The sequence below is a fragment of the Methylocapsa palsarum genome, assembly GCF_900114285.1.
Lineage (GTDB): Bacteria > Pseudomonadota > Alphaproteobacteria > Rhizobiales > Beijerinckiaceae > Methylocapsa > Methylocapsa palsarum.
On sequence record NZ_FOSN01000001.1, the window covers coordinates 326169 to 348236 of the forward strand.

General features: G+C 59.7%; 22 protein-coding genes. 9 read left to right on the forward strand and 13 right to left on the reverse strand.

Annotated features, from left to right (window positions below):
• Window positions 1–22: 22 nt before the first annotated feature.
• The gene (locus BM177_RS01505) at window positions 23–1594 is read right to left on the reverse strand and encodes a DHA2 family efflux MFS transporter permease subunit (protein ID WP_091676422.1); all 1572 of its coding nucleotides are present in this window, start codon (window positions 1592–1594) and stop codon (window positions 23–25) included.
• Window positions 1591–2775 (reverse strand): HlyD family secretion protein, encoded by a 1185-nt coding sequence (locus tag BM177_RS01510; RefSeq protein WP_244532028.1) that lies wholly within the window; start codon window positions 2773–2775, stop codon window positions 1591–1593. The genes BM177_RS01505 and BM177_RS01510 overlap by 4 nt, the downstream gene beginning before the upstream one ends.
• Window positions 2776–2891: 116 nt before the next feature.
• Here BM177_RS01510 and BM177_RS01515 point away from each other — a divergent pair, with 116 nt between their 5' ends.
• On the forward strand, window positions 2892–3512 hold the full coding sequence (locus BM177_RS01515; RefSeq protein ID WP_091676426.1) for a TetR/AcrR family transcriptional regulator: 621 nt from the start codon (window positions 2892–2894) through the stop codon (window positions 3510–3512).
• Window positions 3513–3684: 172 nt separating this feature from the next.
• Here BM177_RS01515 and BM177_RS01520 read toward each other — a convergent pair whose 3' ends face one another.
• The 8 genes from BM177_RS01520 to BM177_RS01555 all read right to left on the reverse strand — a co-directional run bounded on the left by BM177_RS01520 (window position 3685) and on the right by BM177_RS01555 (window position 10851).
• Window positions 3685–3828, reverse strand: coding sequence for a DUF3096 domain-containing protein (locus BM177_RS01520; RefSeq protein WP_091676429.1), 144 nt, complete (start codon window positions 3826–3828; stop codon window positions 3685–3687).
• 221 nt (window positions 3829–4049) lie between these two features.
• Window positions 4050–4415: a DUF59 domain-containing protein gene (locus BM177_RS01525; protein WP_091676432.1), complete on the reverse strand. Its 366-nt coding sequence runs from the start codon at window positions 4413–4415 to the stop codon at window positions 4050–4052.
• A gap of 103 nt (window positions 4416–4518) precedes the next feature.
• Window positions 4519–5775 carry an aminotransferase class V-fold PLP-dependent enzyme gene (locus BM177_RS01530; protein ID WP_091676436.1) on the reverse strand — a complete coding sequence of 419 codons (1257 nt, stop codon included), beginning with the start codon at window positions 5773–5775 and terminating at the stop codon, window positions 4519–4521.
• A complete protein-coding gene (gene sufD / locus BM177_RS01535; RefSeq protein ID WP_091676441.1) occupies window positions 5765–7045 on the reverse strand; it encodes a Fe-S cluster assembly protein SufD in 1281 nt (426 codons plus the stop codon). Before sufD ends, BM177_RS01530 begins: the two co-directional genes overlap by 11 nt.
• A 4-nt stretch (window positions 7046–7049) precedes the next feature.
• Window positions 7050–7799 carry a Fe-S cluster assembly ATPase SufC gene (sufC, locus tag BM177_RS01540; RefSeq protein WP_091676445.1) on the reverse strand — a complete coding sequence of 250 codons (750 nt, stop codon included), beginning with the start codon at window positions 7797–7799 and terminating at the stop codon, window positions 7050–7052.
• Between the two features lie 51 nt (window positions 7800–7850).
• Window positions 7851–9299 carry a Fe-S cluster assembly protein SufB gene (gene sufB, locus BM177_RS01545; RefSeq protein ID WP_091676449.1) on the reverse strand — a complete coding sequence of 483 codons (1449 nt, stop codon included), beginning with the start codon at window positions 9297–9299 and terminating at the stop codon, window positions 7851–7853.
• Between the two features lie 226 nt (window positions 9300–9525).
• On the reverse strand, window positions 9526–10005 hold the full coding sequence (locus tag BM177_RS01550) for a hypothetical protein (protein WP_091676452.1): 480 nt from the start codon (window positions 10003–10005) through the stop codon (window positions 9526–9528).
• A gap of 6 nt (window positions 10006–10011) precedes the next feature.
• A complete protein-coding gene (locus BM177_RS01555) occupies window positions 10012–10851 on the reverse strand; it encodes a hypothetical protein (protein WP_091676455.1) in 840 nt (279 codons plus the stop codon).
• 304 nt (window positions 10852–11155) lie between these two features.
• Between BM177_RS01555 and BM177_RS01560 the strand changes: the two genes are divergently transcribed.
• Window positions 11156–11509 carry a (2Fe-2S) ferredoxin domain-containing protein gene (locus BM177_RS01560; RefSeq protein WP_091676459.1) on the forward strand — a complete coding sequence of 118 codons (354 nt, stop codon included), beginning with the start codon at window positions 11156–11158 and terminating at the stop codon, window positions 11507–11509.
• An 84-nt stretch (window positions 11510–11593) separates the two neighbouring features.
• On the opposite strand, the gene BM177_RS01565 is transcribed toward BM177_RS01560, so the two are convergent.
• The 3 genes from BM177_RS01565 to BM177_RS01575 form a co-directional block, all read right to left on the reverse strand.
• Entirely contained in the window at window positions 11594–12412 is an 819-nt protein-coding gene (locus tag BM177_RS01565) for an ankyrin repeat domain-containing protein (RefSeq protein ID WP_091676464.1), read from the reverse strand.
• Between the two features lie 5 nt (window positions 12413–12417).
• The gene (locus tag BM177_RS01570) at window positions 12418–12885 is read right to left on the reverse strand and encodes an ArsC/Spx/MgsR family protein (protein ID WP_091676468.1); all 468 of its coding nucleotides are present in this window, start codon (window positions 12883–12885) and stop codon (window positions 12418–12420) included.
• A gap of 91 nt (window positions 12886–12976) precedes the next feature.
• Entirely contained in the window at window positions 12977–13411 is a 435-nt protein-coding gene (locus BM177_RS01575; RefSeq protein WP_091676471.1) for a response regulator, read from the reverse strand.
• Between the two features lie 450 nt (window positions 13412–13861).
• Here BM177_RS01575 and nifH point away from each other — a divergent pair, with 450 nt between their 5' ends.
• The 7 genes from nifH (at window position 13862) to BM177_RS01610 (ending at window position 22053) form a co-directional block, all read left to right on the forward strand.
• The gene (gene nifH / locus BM177_RS01580; protein ID WP_091676476.1) at window positions 13862–14746 is read left to right on the forward strand and encodes a nitrogenase iron protein; all 885 of its coding nucleotides are present in this window, start codon (window positions 13862–13864) and stop codon (window positions 14744–14746) included.
• Window positions 14747–14823: 77 nt separating this feature from the next.
• Window positions 14824–16326, forward strand: a complete 1503-nt coding sequence (gene nifD / locus BM177_RS01585) for a nitrogenase molybdenum-iron protein alpha chain (RefSeq protein ID WP_091676479.1) — start codon at window positions 14824–14826, stop codon at window positions 16324–16326.
• A 72-nt stretch (window positions 16327–16398) separates the two neighbouring features.
• Entirely contained in the window at window positions 16399–17958 is a 1560-nt protein-coding gene (gene nifK, locus BM177_RS01590; protein WP_091676484.1) for a nitrogenase molybdenum-iron protein subunit beta, read from the forward strand.
• Between the two features lie 128 nt (window positions 17959–18086).
• Window positions 18087–19763 carry a nitrogenase iron-molybdenum cofactor biosynthesis protein NifE gene (gene nifE, locus BM177_RS01595; RefSeq protein WP_091676487.1) on the forward strand — a complete coding sequence of 559 codons (1677 nt, stop codon included), beginning with the start codon at window positions 18087–18089 and terminating at the stop codon, window positions 19761–19763.
• A 7-nt stretch (window positions 19764–19770) separates the two neighbouring features.
• On the forward strand, window positions 19771–21159 hold the full coding sequence (nifN, locus tag BM177_RS01600; RefSeq protein WP_091676491.1) for a nitrogenase iron-molybdenum cofactor biosynthesis protein NifN: 1389 nt from the start codon (window positions 19771–19773) through the stop codon (window positions 21157–21159).
• A gap of 24 nt (window positions 21160–21183) precedes the next feature.
• Complete coding sequence (nifX, locus tag BM177_RS01605) at window positions 21184–21579, forward strand: nitrogen fixation protein NifX (RefSeq protein ID WP_091676496.1); 396 nt, start codon at window positions 21184–21186, stop codon at window positions 21577–21579.
• A gap of 3 nt (window positions 21580–21582) precedes the next feature.
• On the forward strand, window positions 21583–22053 hold the full coding sequence (locus tag BM177_RS01610) for a NifX-associated nitrogen fixation protein (RefSeq protein ID WP_091676499.1): 471 nt from the start codon (window positions 21583–21585) through the stop codon (window positions 22051–22053).
• Window positions 22054–22068 lie beyond the last annotated feature (15 nt).

Consider the following 22068-nt stretch of genomic DNA (forward strand, 5'->3'; position numbering starts at 1 on the left):
GAAGAGATTCCATCGAGGGCCGTCAATGAGCGGAACCGCGAGCGGCCGCCTTTTTGTTCGTCATGAAGAAACAGACCGGAACGACGCTGAATGAGACGATCGCCACATAGACAAACACGTCCGAATAGCCAAGAACCTGAGCCTGTGTGCGGAAGGACTGATAGACTTGGCCGATAGCGATGTCATGCGCCGCGCCCGCCGCGCGGCCCATCGCCACCAACGCTTTTTCGTAGGCCGCTATCAGCTCATTGAAGGGTTGATGAAACGGCGTCGCCCATTTTGACAGACTCGCCTGATGCGCCTGGGTTCTTTCCGTGATCATGGCGCTCGAAATCGAGATCCCTATCGAGCCGAAGACATTGCGGAACATGGAGAAAAGCGCCGTCGCGTCTCCGTTCAGCCGCCGCGGCAAGGTTGTATAGGCGATGGTGCTGATCGGAACGAACAGGAAAGCGAGGCCCGCCGCCTGCGCCGAGCGCATCAGCATCAATGTGGTGAAATCAATCGATGGAGCAAGCCTGCTTGAATACAAAAACGCAAGTCCCATGACAAAAAATCCGGTCGCGATAATGATGCGCGTCTGGACGAAGCGCATCGAGAGGCCGACCACCGGAATCAACAGGATGACCACCATGCCGCCGGGCGAGAGAATGAGCCCGGCCCATGTCGCTGTGTAGTTGATCACGGTTTGCGCGAATTGCGGAATGATGATGGCGCCGGAGTAAAGGACGCCGCCGGTCGCGGCGATGCAGAAGCAGCCCGTGGCGAAGTTCCTGTCCTTGAAGACATCGAGATTTACGATCGGATTTTTCGCGATCCGCAGCCAGATGACGGCGCCGACGACGCCAATGACGGCGAGAGCCGCCATGAGCACGATGAAGGGCGATCCGAACCAGTCGTCATCCTCGCCGCGGTCGAGCATAATCTGAAAGCAGCCGAGGCCGAGAGTGATCAGTCCGAGGCCAATGAGGTCGATGTGTTTGGCGGAGGCTTTCGACAGCCAGGGCGGATCCTCGACCAGCACGTAGACAAAGAACAAAGCGATGAGGCCGACGGGAATATTGGCGTAAAAAATCCATCGCCAATTGTAGGTGTCGGTCACAACGCCGCCAAGCGTCGGCCCGAGAATGGGCGCGATGATGGTCGCGATGGCGGTGACCGCGAAGGCGCCTCCGCGCTTGTCCGGCGGAAACGTGTCGAGGATGATGGATTGCTGGCTTGGTTGCATGCCGCCGCCGAAGAACCCCTGGGCGAGACGGAACACGACGAGCTGGGGCAGGCTGCCGGCGATCCCGCAAAGGAACGAGCAAACCGTGAACATTCCGATGCAGATCATGAAGTAGCGCTTGCGGCCGATCACGGCGCTCAGCCATCCTGAAATCGTCAGGACGATTCCGTTGGCGACAAGGTAGGACGTGAGCGCCCATGTCGCTTCGTCATTGCTTGCGGAGAGGCTGCCCGCGATATGCGGCAGGGCGACGTTGACGATGGTTGTGTCGAGGATCTCCATAAAGGCTGCGAGGGTGACGACGACCGCGATCGCCCAGGGGTTGGACGACGGCTTCCATTTCGCCGCTGAATCTGCGGCGTTCATTGCAGCTTCACCGTCGGCACGGCGGAGGCCCCGAGCGGAACCGGCAGATTAGGGTCGAGGCCGCTGTCGATGGCGATTTTAACGGGAATCCGCTGTACGATCTTGACAAAATTCCCAGTGGCGTTCTCCGGCGGAAAAGCGGTGAATTTCGAGCCGGATCCAAGCTGCACGCTATCGACGTGGCCCTTGAGCCTCAGATGCGGATAGGCGTCCAGCGTGATGTCGACATCCTGTCCGGGCCGCATCCGGTCGAGTTGCGTCTCCTTGAAGTTGGCCGTGACCCAGACTTCCGGCGAAACGATCGAGAAAATCTGCTGGCCGGGGGTGACATAATTGCCGACTTCGACATTTCGTTTGGTGATCCAGCCGTCCTGTGGTGCCCTGACGATTGTCCAGGAGAGGTTCAGGTTCGCCTGCTCGAGCTTCGCCTGAGCCTGTTCAACCTGCCCCGACAATTGTCCGACCTGCTCGTCGGCCTGGCCGATGCGCTGGGGCGCGGGTTCCGCCTCGAGCACTTGCGCCTCGGCAAGCGCGACTTGAGCCTGCGCCTGCCGCAGGCCCGCAGTCGCTGCGTCCACTTCCTGTTGCGTCGTCGCCTGCTTCGGCAGGCTTCGCTGCCGCTGGTAATCGGCCTGCGCCTTGACTTCAGCGGCTTGCGCCGACAGGAGCCGGGCCTTCGCCTGCTGCAGTTGCGCAGGGAAGTTCTTGCGCGCGATTTCCGCCCCCAGCTTCTGGCCCGTAAGCTGCGCCTTAGCGATTTTGAGCGCCCCTTCGGCGGAATCGCGGTCCTGAAGATATTGCCGCGGATCGATCTGGATCAGCGGGTCCCCCTTGCGCACGAATTGATTGTCGGTGACGTCGAGCGAGGTGACAAGTCCGGAAATCTGCGGCGCGATGGTGATCGCGCGGCCATCAACAAACGCATCGTCGGTGGACTGGATGTTGCGCGTCGAGAGATAGAGGTAGAGCCCGCCGCCGATCAGCGCGGCGGCGACAACACCGCCCGCGCGGAGCAAAGCACGCTTTGTCTTGGGCGACTGCTCATCGCCCTTGGGCGCTTCTTCGGACCGAGGGTGTTCCTCCCCGGCTTCCTTTTCCTGGGGACGATGAGCGTCCTCGCCCTCCTCAAACATTTCTTCGCTATATTCGCGAGGGATGGGATTTTCTGAAGGCTGATTCATGCTGAAAATCGCTCGAAATCATCCGATAAAGGATTTAGGGGGGTGCAGCCAGCCGACTTAGACGCACCGATAACCGAACTCGTGGGTACAGTTAATATGGTGAAAGGCCCAAGTCAATGACGCAGACCCGCTCATCAAGGCGCGTGCCGCGCGGAGAAAAGCGCCGTGACGAAATTGCCGCAGTCGCCGAACGCGTGTTTCTCGAACGCGGCTATTCGGAAACGACGATGCAGCACATCGCGGACTACGCGGGAGCTTCCAAGGAGACGCTTTACCGGCATTTCGGCTGCAAGGGGACGCTGTTTTCCGAAGTGATGCGCCGCCGTTCGTCCGAGGTCATGAGCGGCGAAGAAGACGGCGCGCTCTGCGGCTCGCCGCCAGAGGTTCTGTTCAGCCTTGCGCTGAATCTCCTCCATCTCTTGACCAGAGCGGACTCTCTGCGCCTCTATCGCGTCGTCGTCGCGGAAACGCCGCGGGAGCCGGAACTCGGTCGTATTTTTTATGGGCAAGGCCCCGGCCGGATCCTGACGCGGCTCACGGATTATCTCGATGAAACCGGCAAAAAGGGAGAGCTAAATGTTCCAAATCCAAGCCTGGCGGCGAGGCTCTTCATTGGCTCCGTCACCACGTTTCATCAGATCCAGGGCCTCGCCATGCAGGCCACCTTTCCCGACGCGGAGCTTCAGATTCATGCAAGGGAGGCGGTCGCCCTTTTTCTGGCGCGCTACGGGGCCTGATCGGCGCGTCTGCGGCGCTAAAGCGCTTTCCGATCGCATGCAGTCACGCGATTGATCAGAAATCGCTCCAGGTTCAAATGCTTGAGCATAGTTTTGTCGATTGGATGGATTCAATCCGATCGGAATATGCTCTAAAGAGCGCCGAAGGCGGCGTGCGCTGTTGGTTTTTCTTTTAATGAATTAACCCGAGGCCTAAAACGCCGGAAACAATCAAAAAAATCGCGACGATATAGTTGAGAAGCTGCGGCATGATCAAGATAAGGATGCCGGCGAGCAAGGAGACGATCGGTTGTAGATGCGCTACGCTTACGGTCATATGTTATGTCCCTTCATGGATGGCCGGCTCGAACGCGAGCCCGCCGCGGCGGAACGCTAACATGAATCCGGAAGGATCACGAGACGATGGGCGGGCGGCTGCGAACCGCCGGGAGGAGCCAAGACCGCCCCGCGAATTGCCTCGCGGCTCTTGCCGACAAGCCCGCCGTGCAGGCTGAAAGCAACGGATTTCGCCTCGATGACGCCGCCGGCGAACGGCTTTCACATCAAGCCAAGATCCAGGCGGGACTCTTCCGACATCTTGGACTGATCCCAGGGCGGATCGAATACAAGATTGACTTTGACTTCGGACACGGGCTCCAGGGAGTCCACGGCCTTATGGACCCAGCTGACCATCTCGCCGGCGACCGGACAACCGGGAGCTGTGAGCGTCATGTCGATTTCGACGAATCCGGCGAGAGATGCGTCGATCCTGTAAATCAGCCCTAGATCGTAGATATTGACCGGGATTTCGGGATCGTAAATGGTTCTCAACGCCTCGATGACGATAGTTTCAATCTCGGCGACGTTCCAATCCTTCGAGACCGCCCGCGCAGCCTCTGCGTCAGCTGAACCGACGTCCGTCATTTGCTCATCTCCCGCGGTCTGTCGAACGGCCTCGATGCTTCGTCGCGAGCCGGCCCAATGTCCAGGGCCGCTTCCTGACGAAGATCGAGACGCTTCGCGTCGATCATTTGAAAAGCTCGAGAACATTATGCACGCCCCGGACAAGGGCGTCGATTTCCTCATGTGTGTTGTAAAGTGCGAAGGACGCCCGCGTCGTCGCCGTCACGCCGAGGCGCTCCATCAATGGCTGCGCGCAATGATTGCCCGCGCGCACGGCGATTCCGGCCCGGTCCAACAAAGTGGAGACGTCATGCGGGTGAGCGCCTTCGGTTGAAAACGTCACCAGCGCGCCCTTGTTCGGCGCACGGCCGAACAGGGTGACACCCTTCATTTTACCGAGTTCCTCGGTCGCGTGAGCAAGCAACGCGCTTTCGTGAGCGGCGATCGCGGCGCGATCGAGGGAGCCGAGATATTCGAGCGCGGCGCCCAATCCAATCGCCTCCGCGATCGGCGGAGTGCCGGCTTCGAAGCGGTGCGGAGGATCCGCATAGGTGACGTTGTCCTTGGTCACGACCTGGATCATTTCTCCGCCCCCATGATACGGGCGCATCTGCTTCAGGTGCTCGTAACGGCCGTAGAGAAAGCCAATTCCTGTCGGTCCATAAAGCTTGTGTCCGGTGCAGACGTAAAAGTCGCAGCCGAGCGCCTGAACATCGACGATCGAATGGACCGATCCCTGACATCCATCGACGAGAACCTTGGCGCCAGCGGCGTGCGATAATCGAATGATGTCGGCGAGCGGCGTGATGGTCCCCAGCACGTTCGACATATGCGTAACGGCGACCAGCTTCGTCTTTGGCGACAGGAGTTTGGCGAACGCCGAAAGATCGAAGCAATCATCGTCGGTCACGCCGACCCAGCGCAACACCGCGCCCTTGCGTTCGCGTAGGAAATGCCAGGGAACGATGTTGGAGTGATGCTCCATTTCGGTGACGATAATCTCGTCTCCGGGTTCGATGTCGGCGCCGAGCGACGATGCCACAAGATTGATCGCCTCGGTCCCGCCCTTGGTGAAAATGATCTCTTCCGTCTTTTTTGCGTTGACGAAGTTCCGCGCCGACTCGCGGGCCTGTTCAAAGAGCGCGGTCGATTCGGAAGAGAGAAAATGAACGCCGCGATGAACGTTTGAATAGGTCTCGGCGTATGCCTTCTCGACGGCGTCGAGGACCGCTTGCGGTTTTTGAGCCGAAGCCGCGTTGTCGAAATAGACGAGGGGCCGTCCGTGAATTTCCCGGGCGAGAATGGGAAAATCCCGGCGCAGTTCCGCGATATCGAATGCGGGCGCGTTCTTGTTCGGGAGCGTCAACGCTTCATTGGGCATGTGAGATCTCACGGGCGTGAGTGTTGAGCCAGCTGGAAACGGCGTCGGCGGCTCGCGAACGCAAGGTCTCGTCGCCGATCTCGTCGAGAATTTCTCCAAGAAAGGCTTCGACGAGAAGCGCTTTCGCCTCCGTCTCTGGAATTCCGCGAGCCCGAAGGAAAAACAACGCGGCGCGATCGAGCTCTCCGGCGGTCGCGCCATGGCTGCATTTGACGTCGTCGGCGAGGATTTCGAGTTCCGGCTTGGTCGCCACCTCGGCGTCGCGCGATAGCAGGAGGGCGCGGCTCATCTGCCGCGCGTCCGCGCCCTGGGCGTCAGGACGAACCTGGATACAGCCTTGATAGGCCGCGCGAGAGGCGCCGGCGAGAACCCCTCGAAACACCTGCCGGCTCGAAGCGTTCAGGCCATCGTGCGTGAAGACGGTCGTATTGTCGCAATGGCGTCCGTCGCCCGTGAGATAGACGCCGTCAAGTTCCGCTGACGCGTTTTCTCCGATCCGCAACAGGGCTTCATGCCGGGAGAATCGCGCGCCTTCCGACAAATAAAACCCTTTATAGGCGGCTGCGGCGTCAAGCTCGCCGAGCGTGACGGCCGACTGCCGCGCGCCCGCGCCCAATTGTTCGAGGCGCACATGCGTCAGCCGGGCGTTGCGGGCGAGGCGGACCTCGGTGACGATGGTGGAGAAGCCCGGCGATCCGGCGTGAGATTCGACAAGCGTCGCGGAGGCGCCTTCTTCGAGCACGATCAGCAACCGCAGATGCCCGCCTTCGGGCGCCCGGGCCGCCTCGCCGCGCCAATCGTACATGACGTGGATCGGCGCCGAGATCGAGGTATTCGCGGGCGCGCGAACAACAATACCATCCTCCATAAGCGCCGTGTTGATGTTGAGAAGCGCGTGGTCGGCCTGCGGATTGACGCGTCCGATTTCCCCGGCCAAGTTGGCGGCCGGATCGGCGAGAACAGCGCGCAAGGACGTGGCGCCGAACGCGGACAGGTTGGATTTCGCCTCGTTCAGCGCCCCGTTCTCAAACAGGACGGCATGGGCACCCGGCAACAGAGGCGCGGGATCGGTCGGGACCGGGCTTTCGACATTGATCTCGAGCGCGCGCGCAAGATCGGAATATTTCCAGCTCTCCACGTGGCGGGTCGGCAGACCGCTACTCGCGAAAAGGGTCCGGGCCTGCTCGCGCAGGGCTCCGAGCCAGGGGGCAGGCGGAGCGGACGCGCCGGTCATCGCGTCAAGGAGGAGGTTGAACGTCGGGGCGGCCATCCGGTCACGCCGCCTTTTCGGTCAAGGCTTCATAGCCTTGTTCTTCGAGGAGAAGCGCGAGGGATTTGTCGCCGGAGCGAACAATGCGGCCGCCCGCGAGGACATGCACGAAATCAGGCACGATGTAATCGAGCAGGCGCTGGTAATGGGTGATGACCAGGAACGAACGGTCCGGCGCGCGCAGGGCGTTGACTCCCTCGGCGACGACCTTCAAAGCGTCGATATCAAGGCCCGAGTCGGTCTCATCGAGGATCGCCAGCGAGGGCTTGAGCATGGCCATCTGAAGCACTTCGTTGCGCTTCTTCTCGCCGCCCGAAAAGCCCACATTGAGCGGCCGCTTCAACATATCTTCGGAGACGTTGAGCGTTTTCGCCGTGGTCCGCACGAATTTGAGAAATTGCACGGCGTCGAGATCAGCTTCGCCGCGCAGCCGCGCTTGCGAGTTCACCGCCGTCTTCAGGAAAGTCAGATTCGAAACGCCGGGAATTTCGAGCGGATATTGGAAAGCGAGGAAAAGGCCTTTGGCGGCGCGTTCCTCGGCTTTCAGCGCGAGGAGGTCTTCTCCCTTGAATGTCACCGACCCGCTGGTGACGTCGTAGCCTTCGCGGCCCGCCAGGGCGTACGAGGTCGTCGATTTTCCGGCGCCGTTCGGGCCCATGATGGCGTGCACCTCGCCGGCGCCGATCTTGAGAGAGAGGCCTTTCAGGATTTCCTTGCCCTGAACGCTCGCGTAAAGATCCTTGATTTCAAGCATGCCGCTCTCCGATCCCTTGCTGTATTTGAGTGTGGCTCCAAGGCGCGCCGATCATCCCACACTGCCTTCCAGGCTGATGCCGACAAGCTTTTGCGCCTCGACCGCGAATTCCATGGGAAGCTGCTGCAACACTTCCTTGCAGAAGCCATTGACGATCAGAGCGACGGCTTCCTCGGCGGGAATTCCGCGCGACTGGCAATAGAAAAGCTGATCGTCGCTGATTTTCGACGTCGTCGCTTCGTGCTCGAGAATCGCCGACGGATTGCGAGACTCAATGTAAGGCACGGTATGGGCGCCGCATTTCGATCCGAGGAGGAGCGAATCGCACTGGGTGAAATTCCGCGCGCCTTCCGCCTTGTGATGCACGCGCACCAGGCCGCGGTAGGTGTTCTGCGCGGAACCGGCCGAAATGCCTTTGGAAATGATCCGGCTCTTGGTGTTTTTTCCAAGATGAATCATTTTGGTGCCGGTGTCCGCCTGCTGAAAATGATTGGCGATGGCGATCGAGTAGAACTCGCCTACCGAGTTCTCGCCGCGGAGAATGCACGATGGATATTTCCAGGTGATTGATGAACCGGTTTCGACCTGCGTCCACGAAATCTTGGAGTTCGCGCCTCGGCAATCTCCGCGCTTCGTCACGAAATTGTAGATGCCGCCCTTGCCGGTCTCGTCGCCCGGATACCAGTTCTGTACGGTGGAATATTTGATCTCGGCGCCTTCGAGGGCGACGAGTTCGACGACTGCGGCATGGAGTTGATTCTCATCGCGCATCGGCGCGGTGCAGCCTTCGAGATAGCTGACATAGGCGCCCTTGTCGGCGATGATGATCGTTCGTTCGAATTGTCCGGTGTTGGACGCGTTGATCCTGAAGTAGGTGGACAATTCCATCGGGCAGCGAACGCCTTCCGGAATGTAGACAAACGATCCGTCTGAGAAGACCGCGGAATTCAGTGTCGCATAGAAATTGTCCGCGACCGGCACCACAGTTCCCAGATATTTGCGAACGAGGTCGGGATGTTTTGCGAGCGCCTCCGAGATCGGACAGAAGATCACTCCGACTTCTTCAAGCTTGGATTTGAATGTGGTTGCGACCGAAACGGAATCGAAAACCGCGTCGACCGCGACCCCTGTCAGCATTTTCTGTTCAGAGAGGGGAATGCCGAGTTTCTCGTAAGTCTTGATCAACTCGGGATCGACCTCATCGAGACTTGCCGGCGCAGGCTTTTTCACCTTCGGAGCCGCATAATAATAGGCGTCCTGAAAGTCGATTGGAGGATAATGAACGCGCGCCCATTTGGGCTCCGTCATCGTCTTCCAGCGGCGGAACGCGGCAAGACGCCAGTCAAGCATCCAGTCGGGTTCGTTTTTCTTCGCCGAGATGTAGCGGACCGTTTCCTCCGAAAGACCTTTCGGCGCAAGTTCGCTTTCGATGTCCGAGACGAAGCCATACTTGTACTTCTGATCTGCGAGTTCTTTTAGTGTATCCGCCTCTTGGGTCATGTCAGAATCCCGACTTTGATCATAAGTGTACACGGCCGCCGTGCGCCAATCGAGAGATCGCTTCCCTCAAGGACGCGCGCGTTTGCTCCGCATGCGGCCTTTGTCTTACTTGGAAGGACAGGTTTGAACATCATTTTGGCCAAGGCTAGCTAGGTTCGGATACGCCGACGCGCATGTTGACTCCGATGTAGGTAAAGCCTGCAAGCATGGCGCCAGACGAGTATGGTCAGGCGACGCCGTCTGCGAGCGCCGCGACGACCGGCCATCCGACGAGGCCGCGTGGATCGACGGTCTCGAGGACTTGAAGCGCCTCGACGGCGTGGCCCTTTTCGTTGCGCCGAAGCCTGATAAAGGCGAGCGCCTTCAGCGTGTAGAGCGCAAACCGGGCGGCGTCGCCGCCTTGCGCCAGATCGATTCGCCAATCGCGCCAGTCCGCGCTCCAACCGGCCTGGCCGGCTGCGACTTTGATGGCGTCTTCGGCGACGCTCAGGGCTTTATCCAGATCGCCTTGATAGGTGTGGATTTTGTAGAGGCAAAAATACACGGGAAGCTGCTCGGGAGCCGCCGCGAGGGCTTCTTGGAAAAGACGTTCGGCGGCGTTGTGATCGGAGCGGTAGGCGGCGACGCCGCGTTGAAGCAGCGCGTTGATCTTGGCCGGAACGTCGCCAAAATTGATATCGTCGCCGATCGCTTTGTTGTTTGTCATGATATCCTATTTCACGACATATAAGGCGGCCCGCGCGCCGATCGTGGCCACGGTGAATTTCGAGAGAGCTTGGGTGATCGCCCGTCCAGTCGTCCAGCCGCGCTCGTCGATCCCCGCCCAGCAAGCCCGGCGTCCGCGCGGGTCGATCTCGAGAAGCCTGGCGCCGGCTACGACCTCGACGCCGTCGCGGACGACGCCGCGCAGAAATCCGTCGAACGGCGCGGCCACGGCGATTCCATCGAGATGGCCAACGATAAAGTTTTTGAACGTTCTGAAGCCGATGTCGGCCGCGGTCCGCCATCTTCCTGGATTGGACGCGTAGACGAAGCGATCGCGTCCGGCGCTTCGCTCCGGGCCGCCTGTCGACCCCTCGCGCATGAGGCGCGCGTTCCGATCCGGGTTCGTCTCGATGGCGATGTCGCAGTTTTGACCTGCGACAAATCCCGGGCCGACGCCGATGGCGACGCCGGCGAGGCGCCGTAAATCCGGAGTGGTTTGAGAGTGCTGCATCCGGGCGTCGATCAGAAATTCGAACCGGCGGATGACGATGAGGTCGAGGAGGCCGAGTTCCGTGATCAGCACGCTGGGACTCTCTCGATTTGAGAGAATTTCGAAGCCAGAGTCGACGCGGATGGGCGTGACGCCGCCGAGCGTGACGGGATCGTCGAAGAGGGCGTCGTAAAACGCCATTTTCCGCCGGATGACGGGCGAAAAGGGATCGTGCGAGAGGACCACCGAAATCCGCTTGGAGTGAAGCGCCACCGCAATAGCCGAGGCAATTTCATTCGTCCCCAAAACGACGGCGAACGGCTGGCCTCGATCACGAGTATGGGCGGAGCGCGCCATGCAAAGTCCTTCCTTGACGAATCTCGGACTGCAAAAGCCGGGCCCGCGCGGCGGCCGGCGGACTTTTCCTTGCGAATCCCTTAATGAAATGCGCCGGCTTGCTGTCGCCTTTCCGACTAACACCGCGTTTCGAGGCGACGTGTGTCGGCCGGCTGTCAGATAGCCGACATCCTGAAGCCGTCCACAGGGCCCAAGGGGGCTGGACTGGCGTTTGCATCGCCGAGCCGAAGCTGCCGGTTGCATGGCTCCAATGCGGATTTGCGGACAGATTTTGCAGACAGAATTTTGTGGTGAGTGAGGCGTTATGACGGTGAGCGACGATACGGCGTTTGAAATTCCTCAAGTCTATTCCCGACACATTTTTGCTTGTTTCACACAACGTCCGCCGGGCCATCCGCGCGGAAGCTGCGGCGCGCTCGGCGCTCAGCCGCTCTGGGACCGTTTAAGCAAGAAAATCGAGGCGAAAGGCCTGACCGAGGTCGGGTTCACCGCCGCCGGCTGTCTTGGATTCTGCTCGGCCGGCCCGTTGATGGTCGTCTATCCCGAAGGCGTTTGGTATCGCCCGCAGACTCCGGAAGACATTGATGAAATTTTCGAATCTCACTTGGTCGGCGGTAAGCTCGTCGAGCGCCTCGTGATGGTGTTGACCCGCGGTTGAGCCCGGGGCGTCCTTTCAGACTTTCCCGTTCAGCTCTTCCGGCTGGAACCATATAGGGTTCGACAGGCGCCGGCCCGACGACGTTCAGAAATTCAATTGCCTGACCTTGGCGCTTGTTGACGGCTCCGGCCTCGAGCTGTTTTTGGCTGCGGCGCGGCGCAGGAGAGTCAGGCATTCGAGCGTCGCCGCCATATCCGTAACGGTGAAGCCGTCGAGCGTCTCGATGGTAAGATCAGCTCCCGCCACGATCAGGCGCTCGAGAACGGCGGCCTTGCCGCTCGAAGCCGCGTACATGACGGCTGTCGCCCCGTTTTCGTTGCGGTTGTCGATCGCCGAACCGGCGTCGGCGAGGGCGTCGACGACATCGGTGCGGCCGCTATAACAGGCCAGCCAAAGCGCCGTATTGCCATCGTCATTTCTTGCATCAAGCGCGGCGCCCGCCGCGATCAGCGCGCGCACGATCTTGAGATTTCCCGCCTGGCTCGCCATCATCAGGGGGGTCACGCCGTTCGCCGCGACGGCGTCGATCCGGGCGGCCGGGAAGCCATGCCGGATCAACCACGTCTGCAGCTGTCCGGGGAGCGGCGTTCTGGCGGATTGCTGTTTTCCCCAGGCCAGATATCCGCCTTCGAGGCTGTAGACCCGTTCAAATCCGTTTTCACAGAAGAGGCGGGCGAATTCCTCGCTCGCATAGCCTCGATGGCAGTAGATCAGGACCGGCCTGCGCTTCGCAGTTGAAGTGACGAAATTTTCCAGATTGGCGATCGACAGATTCATCGCTGTTTCGATGTGAGAACGTGCGAACGACTCGGCGTCGCGGACGTCGAGCAGGAGAACGCCCTCGCCGATGAGATTTGCTGTTTCTTCGGCGCTGACGCGGCAGAAGACGGGGCTCTGGGTCATAGCGGTTACAGGTCCTCGGGATGATCCGCCGTGGGCGGATCCCCGCGCCGCGGCGAAAATTCATTGGCGCAAGGGCGCGCGGCTGTGCTCCGCGTGCATCGCTCTGTTGTCAGGCCGCCCTCAAAGCCTGCCAGCAAGGAAGCAATCAACGCGCCCCCGAACCCCGCGGATCGCTTCCCCTCGACTTCCAGCAGCGGGCGGCGGATGAGAATCGGATGGGCTGCGAGGGCCGCGAGCGCCGCTTCCGGAGCCATGGCCGCCGGATCCACGGCTCCTGACTTCACGGCCGGCGCGGAGGCGTTGAACCAGGACGCGGGAGCGGCGTCGCCGAAATACGGCCGCAGCGATTCCGGCGTCCAGGATTGCGCGAGCAGGTTGCGCGCGACGACGATGTGGCCTGCGTTCTCGAGCAGACGTTTCTGCTGTGAGTTCGTCTTGCAACCTGGCTTTTCGTAGAAAATAATGGTCGCCACCCGAAAACTCCGGTCCGACGGCTTTACGCAGACAAGTCCAGAACAATACAGGCGAGTCGCCGCCTCGTTGGACAATACCGGCGATCTCCGTCTACTTGAGCATGCCCAGTTGAACGAGCGGCGCCGCGCCGCCGCGCCCGAGAACCGTATCGACCTTCTTGCGAACCGCCTCGAGGCTGAGCGGCTTGACAATGGCGCCGTGCGCGCCGGCCTTGATGGCCTCCACGGCCGTCTTCTCATCCGCCTTGTCGCAGACGGTCAGAATTCGAACGCTCGGGAACTCCGCCTTCAAATCCTCGATAAGTTGCATGCCCCGCTCCTTCAGGAAGGAGACGCCCAACAGCAACAGGTCGGGTTTCAGCCAGCCGGAAGCTTTGTCATACGCCTCCTCCGGTGTCGCGAGCTCATGGGTCTCGATTTCGTCATGCAACATGAATTGCAGCGCCGCGCGTACGATCTCGTCCTGATCGATCACAAAGACGCGGCGCTGATCGACCGCCTTGGACGTCTCAACACCAATCTGCATTTGAACTCCGCGGTATGGCCATTCACATGCGCCAGAGGACGCAGGCCTCACGGTAGCAAATTCCGTTCCGTTGTCCGCCGTCGAAGTTTAGGTCCGGTTAGGAGATTCACGACGGCTCATGTCCGTTAACGATTTTGCCGGCGTCTCTCCGGCCATGTTGCGTTTGTTACAGCCGACACCTTGTTGTCAGTTAGTACACATCGTCACAAGGCCTATCGGAGCTTGCGGACGCGTCAGAAAGTCCAATTAAAACAATGTCAAAATTTTTTATGAGGAGCTGGCATAGCGGTTGCTGACTAAGTTGGCGGAACGGCGAGTGAGGGCTGAGCGCACGCAGACGCTCTAAGACGAGCGATGCGCTCCTTCCCGTGATCCGCGAGTCCGTTTCTGACAGAGGAACAGTCTCGCGCAGAGTGCGCGAAGGTCATTAGTAATCCGAAGGAGACAAAGATGGCATCCCTTAGACAAATTGCATTTTACGGCAAGGGGGGCATTGGTAAATCCACCACCTCCCAAAACACTCTGGCGGCGCTCGCCCAGATGGGTCATCGCATCCTCATCGTCGGCTGCGACCCCAAGGCCGACTCGACCCGCCTGATCCTGCACGCCAAGGCCCAGGACACCATCCTCAGCCTCGCAGCCGCCGCCGGCAGCGTTGAAGACCTTGAACTCGAAGAGGTCATGAAGGTTGGTTTCCAGGACATCCGTTGCGTCGAGTCCGGCGGTCCGGAGCCGGGCGTCGGCTGCGCCGGCCGCGGCGTCATCACCTCGATCAACTTCCTTGAAGAGAACGGCGCTTACGAAGACATCGACTACGTCTCCTACGACGTTCTCGGCGACGTGGTCTGCGGCGGGTTCGCGATGCCGATCCGCGAAAACAAGGCGCAGGAAATCTACATCGTCATGTCCGGCGAGATGATGGCTATGTATGCGGCCAACAACATTTCCAAGGGCATTCTGAAATACGCGAATTCCGGCGGCGTGCGCCTCGGCGGGCTCGTCTGCAACGAGCGCCAGACCGACAAGGAGCTCGAGCTGGCTGAAGCTCTGGCGAAGAAGCTCGGCACCGAGCTGATCTATTTCGTGCCGCGCGACAATATCGTCCAGCACGCCGAGCTGCGCCGCATGACGGTCATCGAATACGCTCCCGAATCCGTTCAGGCCCAGCACTACCGCAATCTCGCGGAGAAAGTCCACGCCAACAAGGGCAACGGCATCATCCCGACGCCGATCACGATGGACGAGCTCGAAGACATGCTCATGGAGCACGGCATCATGAAGGCGGTCGACGAATCTCAAGTCGGCAAGTCCGCCGCGGAACTGGCGACTGCCTGATCCAATGACGTGACGTGTCCGGTCCCTCCGCCGGAGGGGCCGGACGGGTTGCAGCAACCAAATAGCGAGGTGAAGCCATGAGCTTGGCGAAAACGGAGAGCGTTGCGGAAATCAAGGCTCGAAACAAAGAACTGATCAACGAGGTTTTGAAAGTCTATCCCGAGAAGACCGCCAAACGCCGCGCCAAGCACCTGAACGTGCATGAGGCCGGCAAGTCGGACTGCGGCGTCAAGTCGAACCTCAAGTCGATCCCGGGCGTCATGACGATCCGCGGCTGCGCTTACGCCGGCTCGAAGGGCGTCGTGTGGGGGCCGATCAAGGATATGATCCACATCAGCCATGGACCGGTCGGCTGCGGCCAGTATTCATGGGCCGCCCGGCGCAATTATTATATCGGCACGACCGGCATCGACACGTTCGTCACGATGCAGTTTACGTCGGATTTCCAGGAAAAGGACATCGTCTTCGGCGGCGACAAGAAGCTCGCCAAGATCATGGATGAAATCCAGGTTCTCTTCCCGCTGAACAACGGCATCACCGTTCAGTCCGAATGCCCGATCGGCCTCATCGGCGACGACATCGAAGCCGTTTCGAAGCAGAAGTCGAAGGAATACGACGGCAAGACGATTGTCCCGGTCCGCTGCGAGGGTTTCCGCGGCGTTTCGCAATCGCTCGGCCATCATATCGCCAACGACGCCATTCGCGACTGGGTGTTCGAAAAGATGGATCCGAACGCTCCGCCGAAGTTCGAATCGACGCCCTACGACATCGCCATTATCGGTGATTATAACATCGGTGGCGACGCCTGGGCCTCGCGCATCATTCTCGAAGAAATGGGCCTTCGCGTGATCGCGCAATGGTCGGGCGACGGCAGTCTTGCGGAACTCGAGGCGACGCCGAAGGCGAAGCTTAACGTTCTCCATTGCTACCGCTCGATGAACTACATCTCCCGCCACATGGAAGAAAAGTACGGTGTGCCGTGGTGCGAGTATAACTTCTTCGGGCCGTCCAAGATCGCGGAATCGCTGCGCAAGATCGCCAGCTATTTCGATGACAAGATCAAGGAAGGCGCGGAGCGGGTGATCGCGCGCTATCAGCCTCTGATGGATGCGATCATCGCCAAGTACCGTCCTCGCCTCGAAGGCAAGACGGTCATGCTGTTCGTCGGCGGTTTGCGTCCGCGCCACGTCATTGGCGCCTATGAGGACCTCGGCATGGAGGTCGTCGGGACTGGCTACGAGTTCGGCCACAACGACGATTACCAGCGCACCGCGCAGCATTACGTCAAGGACGGCACGCTCATCTATGACGATGTGACGGGTTACGAATTCGAGAAGTTCGTCGAAAAGATCCAGCCGGATCTCGTCGGCTCGGGCATCAAGGAAAAATACGTCTTCCAGAAAATGGGCGTGCCTTTCCGGCAAATGCATTCCTGGGACTATTCCGGCCCGTACCACGGCTACGACGGCTTTGCGATTTTCGCGCGCGATATGGACATGGCCATCAACGCGCCGATCTGGAAAATGGCGAAGGCGCCATGGAAACAAACTCCTGCGCCGGCGCTACTGGCCGCGGAATAAGCGCGAGAATCCCGCCTGCGTCAAACAGCGGGCGGGATCAACTCAAGCTTGGATATTGAGAAGGGCTTCAGAATGACTCAGAATGCAGATCATGTGCTCGATCACTTCGAGCTATTCCGGGGTCCGGAATACCAGCAGATGCTGGCGAATAAAAAGAAACTGTTTGAAAATCCCCGCGACCCCGCGGAAGTGGAGCGGATTCGCGAATGGGCGAAGACGCCCGAATATAAAGAGCTGAATTTCGCCCGCGAAGCCTTGACGGTCAATCCCGCCAAGGCGTGTCAGCCGCTCGGGGCCGTGTTCGCCGCCGTAGGCTTTGAGGAAACCATTCCGTTCGTGCATGGATCGCAAGGTTGCGTCGCTTATTATCGCAGCCATTTTTCCCGGCACTTCAAGGAGCCGAGCTCCTGCGTCTCGTCGTCGATGACCGAGGACGCAGCGGTGTTCGGCGGCCTGAACAACATGATCGACGGGCTCGCCAACACCTATAACATGTACAAGCCCAAGATGATCTCCGTCTCGACGACCTGCATGGCCGAAGTCATCGGCGACGACCTGAACGCCTTCATCAAAACGTCGAAGGAAAAAGGCTCCGTCCCGCAAGACTATGACGTGCCCTTCGCCCATACGCCCGCATTCGTCGGCAGCCATATCACCGGCTATGACAATGTCATGAAAGGCATTTTTGCGCATTTCTGGGACGGCAAGGCCGGCACCGCGCCGAAGCTCGAACGCGTCCCGAACGAAAAGATCAATTTCATCGGCGGCTTCGACGGCTATACGGTCGGCAACATTCGGGAGATCAAGCGTCTCTTCGGCCTGATGGGAGTCGAATACACCATTCTCGCCGACAACAGCGACGTCTGGGATACGCCCACTGACGGTGAATTCCGCATGTACGACGGCGGAACGACCCTTGAAGAAGCCGCGAACGCCGTTCACGCCAAGGCGACGATCTCGATGCAGGAATATTGCACCGAAAAGACGCTTCCGCTGATCGCCGACCACGGCCAGGAGGTTCTTGCCTTCAATCACCCGATCGGGGTGACCGCGACTGACAAGTTCCTGATGGAGGTGTCGCGCATCACCGGAAAGCCGATCCCGGAGACGATCGCGCGCGAGCGCGGCCGCTTCGTCGACGCGGTCGCCGATTCGAGCGCTCATATTCACGGCAAGAAGTTCGCCATTTATGGGGATCCGGATCTTTGCCTTGGACTTGCAGGCTTCCTGCTGGAACTCGGCGCGGAGCCGACCCACGTCTTGGCGACCAATGGCGGGAAAGGTTGGGAGAAAAAGGTCCAGGCCCTGTTCGACAGTTCGCCCTTCGGCAAAAACTGCAATGTCTACCCCGGCAAGGACCTCTGGCATATGCGTTCCTTGCTGTTTACTGATCCTGTAGATTTCCTGATTGGAAACACTTACGGGAAGTATCTTGAGCGCGACACCGGCACGCCGCTGATCCGTATCGGCTTCCCGGTTTTCGACCGACATCATCACCATCGTTATCCGGTTTGGGGTTACCAGGGCGGAATGAACGTTCTCGTGTGGATTCTCGACAAGATTTTCGACGAAATCGACAAGAACACCATTGTTCCCGCGAAGTCGGACTACAGCTTCGACATCATCCGTTAAGCCCGCTGATCGGCAGCGCCGCCGGCCCTGAGTTTTGCGCTCATAAGCCGGCGGCGAGCCGCCAACCCCAATGGCCTCGCCGGAGAGTCGGTCATTGACGATCGCCGGCGGCCAGTCAGGAGAGTCGAATGAGTTCGCTGTCCGCTACGATCCAGGATGTCTTCAACGAACCGGGGTGCGGTAAGAACGCTAACAAATCGGAAGCGGAACGCAAGAAAGGCTGCACGAAGCAGCTTCAACCCGGCGGTGCGGCCGGGGGATGCGCATTCGACGGAGCCAAGATCGCCCTTCAACCTCTGACCGACGTCGCCCACCTTGTTCACGGTCCCATCGCCTGCGAGGGAAATTCGTGGGACAACCGGGGCGCAAAATCTTCCGGCTCGAACATCTGGCGGACGGGCTTTACAACTGACATCAATGAAACTGATGTCGTTTTCGGCGGAGAAAAACGCCTCTACAAAGCGATCAAGCAGATCATTGAAAAATACGATCCGCCTGCAGTTTTCGTTTATCAGACCTGCGTGCCCGCGATGATCGGCGACGATATAGATGCAGTCTGCAAAGCGGCGCGCACGAAATTCGGCAAGCCGGTTATTCCGATCAATTCGCCTGGCTTTGTCGGGCCGAAAAATCTTGGCAACAAACTGGCCGGGGAAGCGCTCCTCGAACACGTGATTGGAACCGAAGAGCCGGATTACACGACGCCCTACGATCTCAACATCATCGGCGAATACAATCTCGCGGGCGAATTGTGGCAGGTGAAGCCGCTCCTCGACGAGCTGGGGATTAGAGTCCTCTCCTGTATCTCGGGCGATGGCAAGTACCGTGAGGTTGCTTATTCGCATCGCGCCCGTGCTTCGATGATGGTCTGCTCAAAAGCGATGATCAACGTCGCCCGCAAGATGGAGGAGCGCTACGGCATTCCCTATTTCGAGGGATCGTTTTACGGCATCACCGATTCCAGCGAATCCCTGCGTGAGATCGCGAGGCTGCTGATCGAACGCGGCGCGCCGGCCGAATTGATGGACCGCACCGAAGCCGTCATCGCGCGGGAGGAGGCGCAGGCCTGGGCTGCGATCGCACATTTGAGGCCGCGGCTCGAGGGCAAGAAAGTTCTGCTGATCACCGGCGGCGTGAAATCCTGGTCCGTCCTGTCCGCCTTGCAAGAGGCGGGGCTGGAGCTTGTCGGCACCAGCGTCAAAAAATCGACCAAGGAAGATAAGGAGCGGATCAAGGAGCTCATGGGCCAGGACGCCCACATGATCGAGGATATGACGCCGCGGGAAATGTACAAGATGCTGAAGGACGCCCGGGCCGACATCATGCTGTCCGGCGGGCGCTCGCAATTCGTGGCCCTCAAAGCGGCGATGCCATGGCTCGACATCAATCAGGAGCGTCATCACGCCTATATGGGCTACATCGGCATGGTCAAGCTGCTCGAGGAGATCGACAAGGCGCTTTACAATCCGATCTGGGAACAGGTGCGCAAGCCCGCCCCCTGGGACGACCCGGCGTCTAACTGGCAATCGCTCGCTATGGCGCAGATGGACGCAGAAGCCGCCGCTCTTGCGGCCGATCCCGTACGCGCGGAAGAGGTCCGCCGGAGCGCAAAAATTTGCAACTGCAAAAGCGTCGCTCTCGGCGTGATCGAAGATGCGATCAACGCAGGAGGGCTGACCACCGTAGAAGAGGTCCGGACGAGCACCGGCGCTTCCGGCGGATGCGGCGCCTGTTCGGCGAAGGTCGAGGATATTCTTGCGCGCTGCGCGGTTCCCGCCGCGTCTGTTCTTGCTGCGGCGGAGTAGGACGGCGATGGCGAGCGTCACAACCGGCAGGAAAGCGTGCGCGGTAAACCCCTTGAAAATGAGCCAGCCGATTGGCGGCGCGCTGGCTTTCATGGGCTTGCGCGGAGCCATGCCGCTGCTGCATGGATCGCAAGGCTGCACATCCTTCGGGCTTGTGCTGTTCGTTCGGCACTTCAAGGAAGCGATTCCGCTGCAGACCACAGCGATGAGCGAAGTCGCGACGGTGCTTGGAGGTCTTGAGAACGTCGAACAGGCGATTCTCAATATCCATAGCCGGACCAAGCCGGAACTGATCGGGATCTGCTCCACCGGAGTGACGGAGACAAAGGGCGACGACGTTGAAGGCTATCTCCGGCTCATTCGCCAGAAGCATCCTCACCTCGCCCAATTCCCGATGGTTTACGTTTCGACGCCGGATTTCAAGGACGCGTTTCAGGATGGCTGGGGAAAGACCGTCGCCCGGATGGTTGAAACCCTTGTCGAGACGCCGGAGGAAGGCGCGCCCAAGGATCCAAAGCGCGTCAATGTTCTGCCAGGCTGTCACCTCACTCCGGGAGATCTCGACGAAATACGCACCATCACCGAGGACTTTGGCCTCGTGCCATCCTTTCTGCCGGATCTAGCCGGATCGCTAGACGGTCATATTCCGGATGAATTCACGCCGACGACGATCGGCGGAATCGGGGTTGACGAAGTCGCTTCGATGGGCGGCGCATCCTGGACCATCGCGCTCGGCGAACAGATGCGTCCGGCGGCCGAGGCGATGCAACAGAAAGCGGGCGTTCCCTACAGGCTCTTCCAGCGGCTCTGCGGATTGGCGCCGAACGACGACTTCATCATGTTCCTCAGCACTGTCAGCGGCAAGCCGGTCCCTGCAAAATACAGGCGCCAGCGCGGCCAGCTGGTCGATGCGATGCTGGACGGTCATTTCCACATCGGCGGACGCAAGCTTGCAATCGGCGCCGAGCCTGATCTCCTCTTCGACGTCAGCAGCATGCTGCATGAAATGGGAGCGCAGGTCGCGGCGGCGGTGACGACGACCCAGTCGCCCGTTCTCAGTGAGGTGCAAACGGAGGAGGTTCTGATCGGAGACCTAGAGGATCTCGAGACGCTCGCATCGGAAAAAGGATGCGATCTTCTGATCACCCATTCTCACGGCCGGCAGGCGGCCGAACGGCTCAATATCCCGTTTCATCGCATGGGGCTTCCGATGTTCGACCGTCTCGGCGCCGGGCATCTTCTTTCGGTCGGATATCGCGGCGCGCGCGATCTGATTTTCAACATCAGCAATTTGATTATTCTGGATCACGAACAAAATCACGAGCCGACGCCTATGACCTGGAGCGGCGGCGCTCATGACCCCGGAGCCAGTACGAAGACTCCGTCCACGCATTAACCCGAGAACGAAAGGCGCAGGGCCATGAAAATTGCATTCGCCACCCAGGATCTGAAACGCGTCGACGCGCATTTCGGCTGGGCTAAAAACATCGCGATCTATGAAATAGGTCCGGAGGGACATCGCTTCCTCGAGGCGATCGAATTCGACGGCGACCTGAAAGAGGATGGCAACGAAGACAAGCTCGCGCCCAAAATCGACGCCATCAAGGATTGCGCCATTCTCTATGTCGCCGCGATCGGCGGCTCTGGGGCGGCGAGAGTCGTCGCCAACAACATTCACCCGATGAAGGTCAACCAGCCCGAGGAAATCTCCGATCTGCTCGTCAAGCTGGAGGACGTGCTGAAAGGCGCCCCGCCGCCGTGGCTCCGAAAGGCGCTGGCCAAAGACAAACCCAAAACATTGGATTTCGAGGATTGAAACATGGTTGACGCGGCCGCAACAATTGAAACGCCTTCCTCCGCCGATGCGCCCTTCGTCAAGGAGCTCATCAAAATCTGGCGCGCGCAAGACAGTCACGGCGCGTGGGAGAGCAAGAAGGATCTCTCTCTGCTTGATCCCTACATCATCGATAAGGAGCAGCGCCGCAAGCTGCCGATTATCGGCGATCCTGATCCCGACATGATCTGGCGCCTCGAACTCTTCTTCAATGCGGTTGCGCTCTCGATCGAACGCCAGACGGGCGTGATGATTTCGCCCATGTTGAAAATGAGTCATGAAGGCTTTGGCCGCATGGTTCTCATCGGCGGGCGCCTGATTGTCGTCAACAAGCAATTGCGCGACGTTCACCGATTCGGATTCGACAGTCTCGACAAGCTCGCTGAGGAGGGCGCAAAATACGTCCAGGCGGGCGTCGATATGGTCAACCAGTTTCCGGACGTTGCGAAATATTAAATGAGGAGAGACCTG